Genomic DNA, 15,432 nt, shown 5'->3' on the forward strand with positions numbered 1-15,432 from the left:
GATGTGAAAAGTCCGGTGTGAAAAGAGGGGCATGACATTGCTTCATGGGACTGGAGTGCCATAAGAAAGCATTGCAGTCTTTTGGGCAGCCTCATGCAAACAGTTTTCCAGGACGCAGCATCGGCACGGGCCGGAGCCTGGCTGGGTGTCAGCCTGCGGGCCATCGCAGAAAATTACAATCTCGTTGCCGCTCTTGGCGCCGGCGCGGAATGTGCAGCCGTCGTCAAGGCCGACGCCTATGGGCTGGGCGCGGATCGTGTGGCGCCCGTTCTGGCCGCACGCGGGGCGGGAACATTCTTCGTGGCGCATCTCGACGAGGGGATCGTCTTGCGGGCCATACTGCCCGAAGTCCGCATTTTCGTGCTGCACGGTTTCATGCCGGGCTGTGAAGGCAGCATGCAGGCCCATAACCTGATTCCCGTCCTCAACGATCTTGAACAGGTTCGCAGCTGGCAGCGGCTTTGCGGGGAAAAGGGCTGTGCCTTTCCTGCAGCCCTCCAGTTCGATACCGGGATGTCCCGGTTTGGACTGAGTGATCACGACCTTCAGGACCGCTCGGTTTTCGAAGGGCTGAACCTGCAACTGGTGATGAGCCATCTGGCCTGTGCGGATACGCCGGACAATCCCGCCAACGCGATGCAGCGGAAGCGCTTTGTTGAAATGGCCGCCGGCTTTCCGGGCGTGCCGCGCTCCCTGGCGGCCTCTTCGGGGATTTTTCTTGGCCCGGACTACCATTTTGAACTGATCCGTCCAGGTGCCGCCCTTTATGGGATCGCGCCTTTCGAAGGGAGCCGCGCCCTGAAGCCTGTTGTTTCGCTCGATGCGCGGATCGTGCAGATCCGGACGGTGCAGGCTGCAGACCGCGTCGGGTACGGGCTGGGCTGGACAGCCACGAAGCCCACACGGATCGCCACGCTGGGGCTTGGTTATGCGGACGGGTTCTTCCGGGCCCAGGCGGGGCGGGGCGCTGTCTGGCACGGACAGACCCGGCTTCCGGTCATCGGACGTGTCTCGATGGACAGTATTTCCGTTGATCTGACCGATGCGCCTGCCGGTTTGAAAGCAGGGGACGTGCTGTCGGTGCTGGGGCCGGCGCAGGATGTGGATGCGCTGGCGCGCTCGGCAGGGACGATCGGCTACGAGGTCCTGACGGCGCTGGGAAGCCGTTTCCATCGTGTCTATGTGTCGGATGACTGAGCCGGGTCAGACCGATTTGCGGATGGAAAACGAGATGGTCCGTCCGAGCGGATCCAGAAAGGCCGGTTCATAGCCAGCAGGTGTGATGCCCGAGCCGTTGCGGGCCCGGATGCGGCTGTTGAACAGGTTGCTGACCGAGACCATGACCCGGAAATTCTTTGCCCAGTTCCGGTTCTGCCAGCGGGGGATTTCTCCCAGATCGGCGAAGGCCGTCATATCCACGGTCGCCAGATCGCTGAAGAACAGGCTGTTGGCGTGGGTGCTGGCGAGGGTGGAGGTCGCGGACTGCCATTTGGTGACGAGGCGGAAGCCCAGTCCGTTCTTGAACACGCCCCCCTGAAGCTCGACTTCATGGCGTGGCTGACCGCCGGTGCCGCCGATCGTCCCGCCATTGAGCAGATCGATTGGTGCCAGGCCTGACCGGAGCTGCACCGTGTCCTTAAGGCGCCAGACCTGCGTCAGAACGATGTAATACCGGCCGCCAGCGCCATGTTTACCGCCTTTTCCTTCGGGCTTTTTTCCCAGCGGTCTGGAAAACGAGAAAGTCGCATTCCATTCATTGCGCTTTTCCATGAGCGCATTGACGGGGCGGATATCGACGACATCCAGAATCCCGTCCGAATTGCGCTGGTAACGGTCCGGGAAGGCTTCCTCGATGGCCGCCGTTGCGGTTGGCAGGCTCATGACCGGGTTGTGGTTGCGGTCCCGGACATAATTGACATGCAGCCGCGCGCCTTCGAGAAAAGTGGGGGAAAGGATCGTGCCGATGCTGATCTCGTGCCGGTCCGCCGCCCGCAGGTTGCGGTTGCCGCCGGAGATGGTCGTTACCTGCACCGAGCGTCCCGTGATATAGTCATAGGTCGTGACGTTGGGGGTCTCGATCTGCGGGGCGACGAGACTGGTAGCGCTGGGCGCTTCTGTCCGGTCGGTCACGGAGAAGGGGAACTGGACCCAGGGGACAGGCTCCCACGTCACGCCTCCGCCGATCGTCCCGAGTGTGCCGAAATGGGACACCTGACTGACGGCGCCGTTGACGTTCGCATCCAGCTTTCCCAGGAACGACAGGACATGCTTGCGCGCATTGGCAATGGGAATGTCGCCGTTGATCTGAAGGGTGCCGACATCGCGGCTGATATGGGTGCGCTGCAGCTTGCCCTGGCTGATGGATGTCGCGTTCTGTTCGGTCAGGGTTCCGGTGGGGGCAATGCTGGTCGAGACATCACCGGCGGGCAGCGAGAACAGCGAGCCGGAGACGAGACCGCTGATCTTGCCGGTCGTTCCGGTGGTATGGCCCTGATTGACCAGCCGGCTGTTCAGCCAGCTTCGGTCCACTTCCGAGAACGGATCGAAGCCGACCAGACCTTCCGTCAGCGCCGTCTGGGCGGCGCTCAGATCAAGCCCGGTCTGGCTGTTGGTTGCGGTGGTGGAGCGGTCGAAACTTCCGGTGCTGTTCCACTTCCAGTTCCCCACGTCGCCATTGAAATTCACCCCGGCATGAACGGAATCCGTATGGGATCTCTGCTGAAGCGCGGAGACGTTGGTGTAGTCCCGGTACAGGAGTGTGTCCTGCGAGAACGGAGAGTAAAAGCTGCCGGCCGGGAGGGTCAGGATGCCGCGCGCCGGTCCCTGAAGGCTTTCGGAATTGCTGTGGGTGTAGCTGGCGTTGAAGGAGGCCGAGACGTCCTTGAAGATCTGGTCCGCATAGACACCGTTCAGGTTCAGTTCATGCGTTCGGGGCTGAAGGCTGTAATCCGAGGCATCTGAACTAACATGCGGTGCATTGGCATACGCCGTGAAATCCTGAAGGGTCGGGATCTGCCCGGATGCGAGCGACGGCACGCCCGCAGATGTCACGCTCTGTCCGGCAAGTGCATCAAGCGCCGGATCAAGGCTGCCGCCATCCGTGGATGTAACGTTGCCGGCATTGGAATAGAGACTGCTGGCGGAAGGGGGTGTGACGCCGCGATCGCTGTCCAGAAGCCGCGCCTGTGCCTCATAGCGCGCGCTCAGATTGATCCGCCGCTCTCCGGAGAGCTTCGTGAAGCTGGCGCCCAGAACACCATCATCGCCGCCGCCATCCGTGGATGTGCTGCCATAGGCCCGCATCCGCACGGCCCGGAAATTCTTCACGGTGATGATGTTCACCACGCGCTCGTCGGCCGGATAGCCGTAGCGCAGGGCCTCTTCCTCGGTGAAGATCTCGACCCGCGCGATGGCCTCGAAGGGAAGGTCATTGACTTCCTGCATCCCCGAAATGCGCTTGCCGTTCAGCAGGACGACCGGCGTGTTGCCGGTCGCGCCACGTCCTGAACGGGTTTCGGGCGCAATGGCCGTCAGCAGGTCCGCTGCGGTATCGACGCCATAAGAGCGGATTTCATCGGCCTGGATCTGCATGATCGGCTTGGCATCACCCAGCACGGCGCTGGCGGGTTTATGGGCTTTGACCTCGATTTTCTCGCCGCCATTGATGGACGTCGTGGACGTGGTCACGGTCGCCGCGCTGTTCTGGGTGGTGGACGGCGTGGTGGGGGTGTTCGCAGCGGTCTGCGCGAGGGCGGACGGAGCGGAGAGGAGGCTGCCGAGGCCCCAGACAAGACCGAGAGCCGGACGCAGCCCCGGCCGTGCCGGTGCTGCTGGGGTTTTCAGGTCATGATCTGGCATGCGCGCGTCTGCCGGCTCCTGTGTCTGGTGCGGGCCTGGAACGTCTGCATCCGATGCAGAATGTCACGAATCTGCAAGGATATCGTAACAGCGGAAGGCCATTTGGAGCCGTTTCTGGCGGATTTATGTTACGGTGTCGAGCATAAAGGGCCGTTCAGCCCGGAACCATGTTCCGGCTGCGCATCATGTTCCGCCGTGTTTCCTCGTCGAGAATGGCGCGGATCCGGCGCGTCAGTTCCGTGGCATCGGTATATTTGCGGCCATAGGTCAGATTGAACGTATGGTCGAAATCATCCGGATTGAGGCCGGCATTGTGCTGGCTGATGGTCTCGATCTTGTCGAAGGCCTTGGCCAGCCGGGCTTCGGGAGAGGCCGCGTTTTCATATTCGTCCCACAGCGCAAGAAACTCGGCCTGAAGCTCGTCAGGCAGCGGCGCCATGATCGTCAGCAGATCCTCACGTTCCTGCGCGGACTTGTTGGCCGAGGCGTGCAGCGAGATCGCGGGCACATCACCGTGAATGGCTTCCCCGAGATCATGCAGGATGCAGATTTTCAGCAGCTTCAGAAGGTCGATGCCCTCAAGCTGGTCGGCGAAGGTCATGACCAGCAGGCAGAGCGCCCAGGTATGCTCCGCCGTGCTCTCGGTCTGGCCGCCATGGGTGTAGGTCCGCCTCAGGATGTCCTTGAGGCGCGACGCTTCCCGGAGAAAGTCGAGACGCTTTTCAAGATCGCCTTTTGTCATGCTGGGGTCCTGTCTGTGGCGATGCGCATCGCGGCGGTCGCGAAAGCCTTATCCGACCAGCGCATGCAGGACTTCATATCCCACAAAGACCGCAGCGACCAGAAGCCCGAGCAACACAAGAAAACCGGGCCCCTCCTGAATGGACTTGAAGATTTTCACCATCAACTGAGCCATGAAACCTCTTTCCTGAAAAGAAGTGCAGTCCGGGAGCGCCAGTCAACAGGACCTCTGTTCGCGAACGGTTATAGCATTTCCACGCATCCGTCTGCCTGAATATCTGCGCAAAATCGCGTTCTGTCATTGTCCGTTACGTTCCTGTCCTTGAGAATACCACATTTCATCGGGCATCCTCGGCACCGAAACATTGCTGATGGAGCATCTTATGAAAAAGATTCTTGCTCTGGCTCTCGGAGCCGGCCTGACCCTGTCTCTGACCGCCTGTGACGGCCCTTACGATGACCGTCGCGGCGGCGGCCATCACCATCACCGTGGCGACGACCGCGGTTATGGTCAGGGTGGCATGGGCGGCCAGGGTATGGGTGGTCAGGGCATGGGTGGTGGCCAGGGGATGGGCGGCATGAATGGCGGCGGCGGCATGGGCGGCGGTCAGGGGGGGCAGGGCGGCTGGTAACAGCGCCTACCGGGACGTGCCGGGCAAAGGCACGTCCCCGAACCTGAAGGCACGGAACTGCCGGATTTGACCTTCCGGCCAGCCTGTCGCTGAATGCGGCACGCAAGCGTCTCCCCCGATCCGGAAAATCCGTGCCTCGATGAACACCCAGCCTCACCATTCCAGCCCGGATTCTCCTCAGGACGGCGGCTGGTTTCCTATTTCCATCCGTCTTTCGGGCGCACGGGTCCTGCTCGTGGGCGGCGGAGAAATTGCTGTCAACAAGGGACGGCTGCTGCTCGATCACGGAGCGCGGATCGATGTCCTGGCCGAAAAACTGCACCCGGTCGTACAGGGCTGGGTTGAGAGCGACAGGGTGCGCCATGTGGGCGAACGCGCGGATGAGGCGGTGTTGCGCCGTCTGCTTCCGGGCTGTCGGCTGGTCTATGCCGCGACCGACAACCGGGACACCAACCGTCAGGTTGCTGCCCTGGCGGATGAACTGAATATCCCCGTCTGCGCGGTGGACGATCCCGGACCTTCCAGTTTCATCACGCCCGCTCAGGTGCGCCGGGGCATGGTGCGTGTGGCCGTCTCCACGGGAGGCGCGGCCCCCGTTCTGGCGCGTCGCCTGCGCGAACAGATCGAGACACTGCTGCCCGAAGGCACAGGCCGTCTGGCGGCCTATATGCAGTCCCGCCGGGCGCTCGTTTCGGGGCGCTATCCCAATGTTCAGGATCGCAAACGCATCTGGGAGGATTTTCTGGATGGCCCTGGCGCGGAAGCCGCGCGCTCTGGTGATGAAAGCCGGGCGGATACGCGACTGGAGGCGCTGCTGGACGGGGAGCGCAAGTCGGGAGAAGTCTGGCTGGTCGGGGCCGGCCCCGGTGATCCGGATCTGCTGACCCTCAAGGCGCTGCACCTGATGCAGAATGCGGATTCCGTACTCTATGACAATCTGGTCTCGCCAGCCTTGTTGGACATGGTGCGCCGGGACGCCGAACTCGTCTTCGTTGGCAAGCAGCGGGACCGTCATGCCCTGCCGCAGGATGAGATCAACCGAGAGATGGTCCGCCGTGCACAGGCCGGCGAGCGCGTCCTGCGTCTCAAGGGTGGAGACCCGTTCATTTTTGGGCGTGGCGGTGAGGAAATCGAAGCTCTGGTCGAAGCCGGGGTCGCGTTCCGGCTGGTGCCGGGCATTTCCGCCGCCAATGGCTGCGCAGCCTATTCCGGCATTCCGCTGACGCATCGGGACTGCGCGCAGGCCTGCCTGTTCGTGACCGGACATGCAAAGGCGGACGGTGTTCTGGATCTGCCCTGGGACGACATGGCCGACCGGCGCCAGACAGTCGTGATTTATATGGGCATCTCGACCCTGCCGCAGCTTGCCGCCGGACTGCTGGGAAAGGGACTGCCGGCTGACTGGCCGGTGGCGATCGTGGAGCGGGGCACGCAGCCGCGGCAGCGGGTTTTCACCGGGACGCTGTCCACCATCGCGCAGCAGGCGGCCGAAGCGCAGGTGAAATCGCCCGCGCTGGTGATCGTCGGGCAGGTGGTCCGGCATCGGGTCGTTTCGCCCTGAGGCGACGGGGTCTGCATGGCTGGAAGACATACTCTTTCAGCCATGCTTTGAGTGCATATCGCTCCGTATGATCCTGCGGGTTGCTCACGGGCTCACCTGCCTGTGAAACTCCTGTTCTTTCAGTCACATCGCGTTTCACAGTCCGGGGCCCCATGAGCACAGTTGCGTCCATTATCGTCTCGATCGCAGAGGAGATGCGCACGGCCTCCGAACGGGGCACGGTCGCCAATTACATTCCCCCGCTCGCACGGGTGGATCTGAACCGGTTCGGCATGGCCGTGGTGGGCATGGACGGAGAGACACATACGGTCGGGGATGCGGAAGTCCCGTTCTCGGTCCAGAGTGTGTCCAAGGTTTTCAGCCTGAGCATGGCGCTCAATGCCATGGGTGACGAACTGTGGGGGCGGGTGCGTCAGGAGCCGTCGGGCAGCGCGTTCAATTCCATCGTCCAGCTTGAAAACGAACACGGCATTCCCCGCAATCCGTTCATCAATGCGGGCGCCATCGTCATCGCTGACATTCTGGTCTCGCGTTATGGCCGCGAGAATGCCCAAACGCGCCTGCTGGAGTTCCTGCGTCCGCTGGTGAGCGATCCGTCCTCAATCGACATCGATACCGATGTCGCCCGGCAGGAACGTGAGACCGGTTTTCGCAACATGGCTTTGGCCAACTACATGCGGACCTTCGGGAATATCCGCAATGTGGTCGAGGACACGCTGGATTTCTATTTCCATCAGTGCGCGCTCACCATGAGCTGCCACCAGCTGGCGCAGGTCGGGACCTGTCTGATGACAGGCGGCCGGAACCCGCTTACGGGTGAGCGCATCATGTCCGAGCGCAATGCCCAGACGATCCTCGCGCTGATGATGATGTGCGGACATTATGACGGCTCCGGGGCCTTTGCCATCCGTGTCGGTCTGCCGGGAAAATCCGGCGTCGGGGGCGGCATCCTCGCCATTGCGCCGGGCGTGGCATCCATTGCCGTCTGGTCTCCGGGCCTGAATGCTCAGGGCAACTCCCTGCTGGGGACCCGTGCGCTGGAACGGCTCGTGCAGCACACGGGATGGTCCGTCTTCAGGGCAAACCCGTGGGTCGCCAATCCGACCTGATCTTCAGCCTGCCAGCGTGTCGTAAAGCAGCTTGAAGTTCAGCAGCAGGATCAGCCCGGCAACACCCCAGGACAGGATGCGGACAGGGGCGGAAATCACGAACTCGCCCATCTTCCGGCGGTCCGAGACGAACATGACCAGCGGTATGACGGCAAAGGGCAGTTGCAGCGACAGGATGACCTGACTGGCCATCAGCAGATCGCCCACGCCCCGGTTGCCATAGATCAGCGTAACGATGGCCACGGGCACAATCGCCAGTCCGCGCGTCAGAAGCCGTCTGGCCCAGTGCGGGATGCGGAGGTGCAGGAAGCCCTCCATGATGATCTGTCCTGCCAGCGTACCGGTGATCGTCGAATTCGTGCCTGCTGCCAGAAGGGCAAGCGCGAACAGCGTGGACGCCATGCCAAGCCCGAGGATCGGGGAAAGCAGCCTGTAGGCATCCTGGATTTCCGCTACGTCCTGATGGCCGGAAGTGTGGAAGGCTGCCGCCGCCACGATCAGGATCGCTGCGTTGATGAACAGCGCCAGCGTCAGGGCAATCGTGCTGTCCCAGGTCGTCCAGCGGATCGCATCCCGCCGCCCCGCTGGTGTGCGCTCATAGGCGCGGGTCTGCACGATCGAGGAATGCAGATACAGGTTATGCGGCATGACCGTGGCACCGATGATGCCGATGGCGACATAGAGCATCCCTGGTGTCGTCACGATCTTCGGATCGGGGAGCAGACCGGCCAGAATGCTGTGTACGGGCGGGGCTGCGGCGACAAGCTGGATGCCGAAACACAGCGCGATGATGCCTAAAAGCGCGATCACGAAGGCTTCCAGATAGCGGAAACCCCGGTTCATCAGCAACAGCACGATCAGTGCGTCCAGAATGGAGAGCAGCGCGCCGCCCAGAAGCGGCAGGCCGAACAGAAGCTGAAGCGCCACGGCCGTACCGATCACTTCCGCCAGATCGCAGGCGATGATGGCCAGTTCACAGGCCAGCCACAGCACGATGTTCACGCCCGGCGAGAAATGATCTCGGCACGCCTGCGCTAGATCGCGTCCCGTTGCGATCCCGAGGCGGGCGGAAAGCGCCTGAAGCAGGATCGCCATCAGGTTCGACAGCATGATGACGCAGAGCAGCGTATAGCCGTAGCGCGACCCGCCCTGCAGGTCCGTGGCCCAGTTGCCTGGGTCCATATAGCCGACCGACACCATGAATCCCGGCCCCACAAAAGCCAGGAAGCGCCTGAACCAGGACGCATCCGCTCCCGGAACCCGGATGCTGGAAAAGGCATCAGGCAGGCTCGGGCGCATCTCCGGGGATGGTGTGTGGGGTGAGGGGGTGTCTGACATCAGGGGTGTATTCAATCCCATCGGGAATGAATATTCAACATGCTATATTGATGAGCCTCATGAAAAACCGGGATATCGGGAAAACGTGATGGATCCTACTGGCATACATGTCGGGAATGTTTTATTCCGCCGTGAATAATGTTTTCTGCATGGAGGCACAGGACGGCGCATGGAACGGAAAAGACGTCTCAAGGATATCGCGCCCAAGGAGACGCTGCCTGACGTCGAAACCCATTCCGAAGGGTTCCGCGCCAACCGCGAGGCGCGGCGCAATGTGCTGGTCGAGGACTATGTTGAGCTGATCTCGGATCTGCTGTCCGAAGGGCAGGAGGCCCGGCAGGTCGATATCGCCGGACGTCTGGGCGTCTCACAGCCGACGGTTGCGAAGATGCTCGCCCGCCTTGCGACGGAAGGCTACGTGACGCAGAAGCCCTATCGCGGTGTTTTCCTCACGCCCGCCGGGCAGGACATGGCGGACAGGGCGCGGCACCGGCACCGGATCGTGGAAGCGTTCCTGCTGGCGCTGGGCGTGAGCGAGGAAAATGCCCGCGTCGATGCCGAAGGCGTGGAGCATTATGTCGGGAGCGAAACCCTGACCCTGTTCGAAAAGGCGCTTCGCGGAAATCTGAAACAGTTCATGCAGGCGCTGCCCGACGCCTGAGAACGGGAGTCAGGTGCAGATTTCGAGCTTCACGTCCTCCTGCGCCAGGGCCTTGGCGATGGACGGCTTGAGATGGGAGTCCGTCAGAACCCGGTCGAATTCCGACAGGGACGCCAGACGGTGCAGGCCGCCTTTGCGGAACTTCGTGCTGTCCACCAGCAGGACGCACTGATCCGCGATGTCCATCATGGCCCGCTTGACCTTCACCACGTCCTGATCGTTCTGGAACGCGGTTCCGTTGTGGATGATGGATGTTGAGAGGAACATCATGTTCGCCCGCAGCGACTGCGCCGCCTGCTCGCAGACCAGACCGAAGAAGGCATTGCGCGGCGGGTTATAGTCGCCGCCAAGGCAGATCAGCTTCAGATTGGGATAGGGCGACAGTGCCTGGATCACGCCGACAGCGTTTGTGATGATCGTCAGTGGCGCCAGGGCCGGGAGCAGGGGCAGCATCGCGGCTACCGTTGTGGAGTCATCCAGGACCAGAACCTGTTCGGGCTGGATCAGCGAGATGGCCCGCTGGATGATGGCGTCCTTGAGATCCGTAGCGCGCGAGCGGCGGAAATTGACGGTTTTCTGTGTTGTAACCTTGTTGCGCAGAACGATGCTGCCATGCAGCTTGTCGATCAGACCCTGCTGGACCAGCGCATGCGCATCGCGATGGATCGTCATGCGGCTGACATCGAAACGCTCGGCCAGACCTTCGATCGTAGCACTACCGGTTTCGAGAAGAACGTCGAGGATCTGTTTCTGGCGGGCCGAATTATCCCGTCGTTTTGAACTCTGCGGCAAGGCGGTGGGGATCACGGAGCCCGGACCATCAGTCATGTCTCAAATCGATTCCTGAGCGTGAAAGCAAACAGATGAATGTAAAATCACATTCATCATATCAGGCCGGAACAGGTCTGTAACGCCTCATGAACACAATCCGGCCCCAAAAAGGTGATCATCCGGCCTCACTCGCAATGCCCAGCACCTGCGCCGTGTCCCGGCGAAGCGTTGCGCAGGCGGCTGCATCCTGCGTCAGATCCACGCCATAGGCAGGGAAAACCTGACGCAGACGGGGCAGCCAGTCGCCCTCGACAAGCCGTTTGGGGAAGCAGCCCTGCACGACCTGAAGTGCCACGGACGCCGCAATCGACGCGCCGGGAGAGGCACCCAGCACCGCGACGAGGGAGCGATCGGCGTTTTTGACGAGTTCGGTGCCGAAGCGCAGTTTCCCATGCAGGCCGCTGTCAGGCCGGATGATCTGCACCCGCTGCCCGGCCACGACCTTGCTCCAGTTCTCGGGGCGCGCGTTTGGATAAAAGTCCAGAAGGGCCTGAAAACGCGCCTCGTTGGTCTGGATGACCTGTTTCACGAGATAGTCCAGCAGGCCGAGATTGTCTTTTCCGGCCGTCAGGGCCGGGATGATGTTTTTTGGCGTGAGGGAGCGGAAATAATCCGTCCACGATCCGCTTTTGAGAAACTTCGTAGAAAAACCGGCATAGGGCCCGAATAACAGGCAGGATTTCCCGTCGATCACGCGGGTATCGAGATGCGGGACCGACATGGGTGGGGAACCGACGGGGGCCTTGCCATAAACCTTGGCGTGGTGCTGGCGGGTGATGGCCGGGTCGGTGCAGCGCAGCCAGAGCCCGCTGACCGGAAAGCCAGCGTAATGCGTCGCTTCGGGGATGCCGGATTTCTGAAGCAGCGGCAGGGCATTGCCGCCCGCGCCGATGAAGACGAAGCGCGTCAGAACCGTCGTGGCGTGGCCGCTTTCGGTGTCTGTCGCTGTAACGCGCCAGCGGCCGTCCTCGGTTCGGGTCAGATCTGTGACGCGATTGTTGTAGTGGATTGAGACGTTGCGGTCGGTCCTGAGCGATGCGGTCAGGGCATGCGTCAGGGCACCGAAATTGACGTCCGTGCCTTCTTTGATGCGCGTGGCCGCGACGGGCTGTGTCGTATCACGTCCGGCCATGGCGAGCGGGGCCCATTGCGCGATGACCGCCGGATCATCGGTATATTCCATGTCGGCAAAGCAGTGATGGGCGACCATGGCCTCATAGCGGGCCTTGAGGAACGCCACATTCTCCGCACCCCAGACCAGACTGATATGCGGGCAGGGTTGAACGAACGCGGCCGGATCTGCAATCCGGCCTTCACGGACCCAGTGGGCCCAGAGCTGCCGGGAGAGGTCGAACTCCGTATTGACCGCCAGCGCCTTGGAGATATCGACGCTGCCATCCGCGCGCTGGGGCGTGTAGTTCAGTTCGCAGTTGCCTGCATGTCCGGTCCCGGCATTGTTCCAGGCATAGGAGCTTTCCTGCCCGCAGTCGGAGAGGGTCTCGAACATCACCATCGAGAGCGACGGGTCCAGCTCGCGCAGCAGGGCGGCAAGCGTGGAGCTCATGATCCCGGCGCCGATCAGGACGATATCGGGGCAGAGGCTGGAGAGTGACGGCATGATGCTGAAATCCGGCAGGGACTGGAAAGAAAGGCGGCTGAAAGATCCCCGAAAGCTCAGCCCGTGTAAACAGGACCTGGCGGAAGAAGCTTGCCGGGGTTGAGGATATGGTGCGGATCCATCGTGTTCTTCAGAGCGCGCATCACGCTGAGGCTTCCAGGCCCATGCTCGGTTTCCAGAAACTCCAGCTTGCCCATGCCGACACCATGCTCCCCGCTGCACGACCCGTTCAGCGACAGGGCGCGGGCCACGATCTTGCGGTCCAGATCCAAGGCCTGCTGATGCCCTTCGGGAGTATCGTCCGTAATGATGAGCGTATGGAAATTGCCATCGCCCACATGGCCCAGAAGGGGCGCACGCAGGCCGGAGGCTTCAATATCGCGGTGCACGCCCTCGATCAGTTCGCCCAGACGGGAAATCGGGACGATGCAGTCCGTGGAAATGACGCGCGCCCCCGGAACGATGGCCTTGGCCGCCCAGTAGGCATCATGCCGCGCTTTCCAGAGGCGGGTGCGGTCTTCGGGGCTTTCGGCCCAGGCAAATCCCAGCCCGTTATTGCCGGACGCAATGGCTTCCGTCGTCTCGACCTGCTCGCGTACCGCTGCGGGCGAGCCTGTGAACTCGAAAAACAGCGTGGTCAGCGGCTGATATTCGTTCAGGCCGGAATACTGGATGGAAGCTGCCATCTGCACGCTGTCCATCAGTTCCACGCGGGTGATGGGGATGCCGCACTGAATGATTTCCATGGCGGTCTGGATGGCATCATGCAGGTTCTCGAACTGGCAGATCGCAGCCGAAACGCTGTCCGGACGCCCGTGCAGGCGGAGCTGGACTTCCGTGATGATCCCGAGCGTACCTTCCGAGCCAACGAACAGTGACGTCAGGTCATAGCCGGTGGACGATTTGCGAACGCGGCCGCCGGTGCGGATGACTTCGCCGGTTGCGAGAACGACGGTCAGGCCCAGCACATTCTCCTTCATCGTGCCGTAGCGCACGGCAGCCGTGCCTGAGGCACGGGTTGCGCACATACCGCCGATCGTGGCTTCTCCGCCCGGATCGACCGGAAAGAACAGGCCCGTATCGCGGATTTCCACATTCAGGGTCTGACGCGTGATGCCGGCCTGGACCCGGCAATCCAGATCCTCGGCGTTCAGGTCCACGATGGCGGTCATGCGGGACAGATCGAGGCTGATGGCCTGTTCGGGCGGCACGACATGGCCTTCCACCGAAGTGCCGGCCCCGAACGCCACGACCGGAACGCGCCATTCATGGCAGTGCTGCAGGACGGTTGCGACATCCTGCGTGCTTTCCGCAAACACCACCGCATCGGGCAGGTTGGAGGCATTCATGGCCTCGCCGTGACTGTGCTCTTCGCGAACGGACGGTGCCATGCTGATCCGCTCACCCATGACAGGCTGGAGGGCTTTGAGAACGGCCTGAAGGCGGTCCGGAGCGGAGGCGGAAGAGGCGGTCATGACTGGTTCCGGCATGAAGAAAGGATGCCCTTCATAAGCCGGATCGGAGCCCTGGGAAATATCTTCGGATCAATATGGGGGTATAAAATGGAATAATCTGTCGGCAAATGAATACACGATGCAAGATCAGATATTATCCGTGACTATCTCAGGAAAATATTGCTCGCCCGGCTGACGAAGATATAGGTCCGGTAATCGTCCTGGTTGTTTACGATGATCCCCTGTTCCAGATCCGCGCCAACCTTCATGGCCGACCCGATCACCAGGATCTTGCGGTTCAGGACCATCTTGCGGAAATCGCCGCCGAAACGGATATCGGCGTTATAGGCCACGGCGGACGTGATCTGCACGGCCACATTGGCCCGGTCCAGATAGGAGTCTTCCGAATTGAGGAAGACCATCTTGTTGAAGACATTCACGCTTTTCACGGTCATGACGAACGTGCCGGGCACGACGGTCCGGTTTGTGGTCTCACGCAGGGTATCCGCAGGGGTCAGCCGCTTCTCGAGAACCAGGTCACCGGAGCAGGCAGTCTGCGCGACCAGCGACGTGAACAGGGCAAGTGAAAGAAGGGTTTTGCGGACGGTCATCTGAATATTGCTGCCGGCTGTGAACATGCCGGGTCGAGCCTAGGAGAGAATATTCCGGGTGTCGTGCGAAATATTCATGTCCTGTCGACGAAAAGCAGGGCTCAGGGCGTGAAGACGACTGTCCTGTTGCCGTTGATGATGGTCCGGCGTTCGATGTGATACCGGACAGCACGCGCCAGAACGCGGCGTTCGATATCGCGCCCTTTGCGGATCAGGTCATCGGGCGTGTCGGCATGGGAAATGCGCTCCACGTCCTGTTCGATGATCGGGCCTTCATCCAGATCGCGCGTGACGTAATGGGCAGTCGCGCCGATCAGCTTCACACCCCGCGCGAAGGCCTGATGGTAGGGACGCGCGCCCTTGAAGCCCGGCAGGAAGGAGTGATGGATGTTGATGCAATGCCCCGACAGGCTGGCAGCCATCTCATTGGACAGGACCTGCATGTAGCGCGCGAGAATGACCAGTTCGACCCCGGTCGCGGCAAACAGGTCCAGAATTTGCGCTTCCTGCGCGGGCTTCGTGTCTTTCGTGACGGGAAGGTGGTGGAACGGGATGCCGTAGAAATCCAGATCCGTGAACACTTCCCGCGGATGGTTCGACACGATCCCGACGGGCTCGATCGGCAGTTCCCCAATCCGCCAGCGATACAGCAGATCCACCAGGCAGTGATCAAAACGCGAGACCATCAGCAGGACCTTCGGCTTTACGCTCCGGTCATGCAGCGCCCAGTCCATGCTGAACGTCTCACCCAGAATAGCCAGCGCCTCGCGAAGCTGCTCCATGCTGGTCCGGCCATCCGTGATCTCGAAGACGATCCGCATGAAGAAGACCGTGCTGTCCCGGTCATCAAACTGCTGGGCTTCGGTGATGTTGGCGTTCAGTTCCGCAAGCCTGCCGCTGATTGCCGCCACAATGCCCGGGCGGTTGGGGCAGGAAAGCGTCAGGACATAGGTGGTCTGCGGAACTGATGGGGCCGTCATGGACTGTCTTTTCTCGTCTTTTTTAAAGCCTGCCGTCC

Annotated in this window: 14 protein-coding genes; 5 read left to right on the plus strand and 9 right to left on the minus strand. The window is 61.6% G+C overall.

The features are described from left to right. The first annotated feature begins 93 nt into the window (after positions 1 to 93). On the plus strand, positions 94 to 1,197 hold the full coding sequence (gene alr / locus GLS_RS11000; protein ID WP_041112251.1) for an alanine racemase: 1,104 nt from the start codon (positions 94 to 96) through the stop codon (positions 1,195 to 1,197). 6 nt (positions 1,198 to 1,203) lie between these two features. Here the strand turns inward: alr and GLS_RS11005 are convergent, their stop codons facing one another. The 3 genes from GLS_RS11005 to GLS_RS13595 all read right to left on the minus strand — a co-directional run bounded on the left by GLS_RS11005 (position 1,204) and on the right by GLS_RS13595 (position 4,774). After that, entirely contained in the window at positions 1,204 to 3,858 is a 2,655-nt protein-coding gene (locus GLS_RS11005; RefSeq protein ID WP_041112252.1) for a TonB-dependent receptor, read from the minus strand. A 154-nt stretch (positions 3,859 to 4,012) separates the two neighbouring features. Further along, positions 4,013 to 4,600: an HD domain-containing protein gene (locus GLS_RS11010; protein WP_041112253.1), complete on the minus strand. Its 588-nt coding sequence runs from the start codon at positions 4,598 to 4,600 to the stop codon at positions 4,013 to 4,015. Positions 4,601 to 4,648: 48 nt separating this feature from the next. Next, positions 4,649 to 4,774 carry a hypothetical protein gene (locus GLS_RS13595; RefSeq protein WP_255314064.1) on the minus strand — a complete coding sequence of 42 codons (126 nt, stop codon included), beginning with the start codon at positions 4,772 to 4,774 and terminating at the stop codon, positions 4,649 to 4,651. Between the two features lie 208 nt (positions 4,775 to 4,982). Here GLS_RS13595 and GLS_RS13445 point away from each other — a divergent pair, with 208 nt between their 5' ends. The 3 genes from GLS_RS13445 (at position 4,983) to GLS_RS11025 (ending at position 7,901) form a co-directional block, all read left to right on the plus strand. Further along, a complete protein-coding gene (locus GLS_RS13445; RefSeq protein WP_041112877.1) occupies positions 4,983 to 5,231 on the plus strand; it encodes a hypothetical protein in 249 nt (82 codons plus the stop codon). A gap of 139 nt (positions 5,232 to 5,370) precedes the next feature. Continuing rightward, positions 5,371 to 6,792: a siroheme synthase CysG gene (cysG, locus tag GLS_RS11020; protein WP_041112254.1), complete on the plus strand. Its 1,422-nt coding sequence runs from the start codon at positions 5,371 to 5,373 to the stop codon at positions 6,790 to 6,792. Positions 6,793 to 6,944: 152 nt separating this feature from the next. Then, positions 6,945 to 7,901: a glutaminase gene (locus GLS_RS11025; protein ID WP_011253579.1), complete on the plus strand. Its 957-nt coding sequence runs from the start codon at positions 6,945 to 6,947 to the stop codon at positions 7,899 to 7,901. 3 nt (positions 7,902 to 7,904) lie between these two features. Here the strand turns inward: GLS_RS11025 and GLS_RS11030 are convergent, their stop codons facing one another. Continuing rightward, on the minus strand, positions 7,905 to 9,239 hold the full coding sequence (locus GLS_RS11030; RefSeq protein WP_080691962.1) for an Nramp family divalent metal transporter: 1,335 nt from the start codon (positions 9,237 to 9,239) through the stop codon (positions 7,905 to 7,907). A gap of 169 nt (positions 9,240 to 9,408) precedes the next feature. Between GLS_RS11030 and mntR the strand changes: the two genes are divergently transcribed. Next, the gene (gene mntR, locus GLS_RS11035; RefSeq protein ID WP_041112256.1) at positions 9,409 to 9,900 is read left to right on the plus strand and encodes a manganese-binding transcriptional regulator MntR; all 492 of its coding nucleotides are present in this window, start codon (positions 9,409 to 9,411) and stop codon (positions 9,898 to 9,900) included. A 9-nt stretch (positions 9,901 to 9,909) separates the two neighbouring features. Here mntR and GLS_RS11040 read toward each other — a convergent pair whose 3' ends face one another. The 5 genes from GLS_RS11040 to purU all read right to left on the minus strand — a co-directional run bounded on the left by GLS_RS11040 (position 9,910) and on the right by purU (position 15,394). Beyond that, a complete protein-coding gene (locus GLS_RS11040) occupies positions 9,910 to 10,728 on the minus strand; it encodes a DeoR/GlpR family DNA-binding transcription regulator (protein ID WP_011253582.1) in 819 nt (272 codons plus the stop codon). Between the two features lie 118 nt (positions 10,729 to 10,846). Further along, positions 10,847 to 12,349, minus strand: a complete 1,503-nt coding sequence (gene mqo / locus GLS_RS11045; RefSeq protein WP_041112257.1) for a malate dehydrogenase (quinone) — start codon at positions 12,347 to 12,349, stop codon at positions 10,847 to 10,849. Positions 12,350 to 12,405: 56 nt separating this feature from the next. Beyond that, a complete protein-coding gene (locus GLS_RS11050; RefSeq protein WP_041112258.1) occupies positions 12,406 to 13,824 on the minus strand; it encodes an FAD-binding oxidoreductase in 1,419 nt (472 codons plus the stop codon). 143 nt (positions 13,825 to 13,967) lie between these two features. Beyond that, positions 13,968 to 14,414 (minus strand): hypothetical protein, encoded by a 447-nt coding sequence (locus tag GLS_RS11055; protein ID WP_148295928.1) that lies wholly within the window; start codon positions 14,412 to 14,414, stop codon positions 13,968 to 13,970. Between the two features lie 101 nt (positions 14,415 to 14,515). Then, positions 14,516 to 15,394, minus strand: coding sequence for a formyltetrahydrofolate deformylase (gene purU / locus GLS_RS11060; protein ID WP_041112260.1), 879 nt, complete (start codon positions 15,392 to 15,394; stop codon positions 14,516 to 14,518). Positions 15,395 to 15,432: the final 38 nt, after the last annotated feature.

This window comes from Gluconobacter oxydans DSM 3504 (assembly GCF_000583855.1).
In the GTDB taxonomy this organism is placed as follows: Bacteria; Pseudomonadota; Alphaproteobacteria; order Acetobacterales; family Acetobacteraceae; genus Gluconobacter; species Gluconobacter oxydans.

Excerpts from the sequence above, each read along its gene's own strand:
- GLS_RS11010 (WP_041112253.1), bottom strand. The coding sequence starts at position 4,600 with ATGACAAAAGGCGATCTTGAAAAGCGTCTCGACTTTCTCCGGGAAGCG.
- purU (WP_041112260.1), bottom strand. The coding sequence starts at position 15,394 with ATGACGGCCCCATCAGTTCCGCAGACCACCTATGTCCTGACGCTTTCC.
- cysG (WP_041112254.1), top strand. The coding sequence starts at position 5,371 with ATGAACACCCAGCCTCACCATTCCAGCCCGGATTCTCCTCAGGACGGC.
- mqo (WP_041112257.1), bottom strand. The coding sequence starts at position 12,349 with ATGCCGTCACTCTCCAGCCTCTGCCCCGATATCGTCCTGATCGGCGCC.
- GLS_RS11040 (WP_011253582.1), bottom strand. The coding sequence starts at position 10,728 with ATGACTGATGGTCCGGGCTCCGTGATCCCCACCGCCTTGCCGCAGAGT.
- mntR (WP_041112256.1), top strand. The coding sequence starts at position 9,409 with ATGGAACGGAAAAGACGTCTCAAGGATATCGCGCCCAAGGAGACGCTG.
- GLS_RS11025 (WP_011253579.1), top strand. The coding sequence starts at position 6,945 with ATGAGCACAGTTGCGTCCATTATCGTCTCGATCGCAGAGGAGATGCGC.
- GLS_RS13595 (WP_255314064.1), bottom strand. The coding sequence starts at position 4,774 with ATGGCTCAGTTGATGGTGAAAATCTTCAAGTCCATTCAGGAGGGGCCC.
- GLS_RS11030 (WP_080691962.1), bottom strand. The coding sequence starts at position 9,239 with ATGTCAGACACCCCCTCACCCCACACACCATCCCCGGAGATGCGCCCG.
- GLS_RS11055 (WP_148295928.1), bottom strand. The coding sequence starts at position 14,414 with ATGACCGTCCGCAAAACCCTTCTTTCACTTGCCCTGTTCACGTCGCTG.
- GLS_RS11005 (WP_041112252.1), bottom strand. The coding sequence starts at position 3,858 with ATGCCAGATCATGACCTGAAAACCCCAGCAGCACCGGCACGGCCGGGG.
- GLS_RS13445 (WP_041112877.1), top strand. The coding sequence starts at position 4,983 with ATGAAAAAGATTCTTGCTCTGGCTCTCGGAGCCGGCCTGACCCTGTCT.
- alr (WP_041112251.1), top strand. The coding sequence starts at position 94 with ATGCAAACAGTTTTCCAGGACGCAGCATCGGCACGGGCCGGAGCCTGG.
- GLS_RS11050 (WP_041112258.1), bottom strand. The coding sequence starts at position 13,824 with ATGACCGCCTCTTCCGCCTCCGCTCCGGACCGCCTTCAGGCCGTTCTC.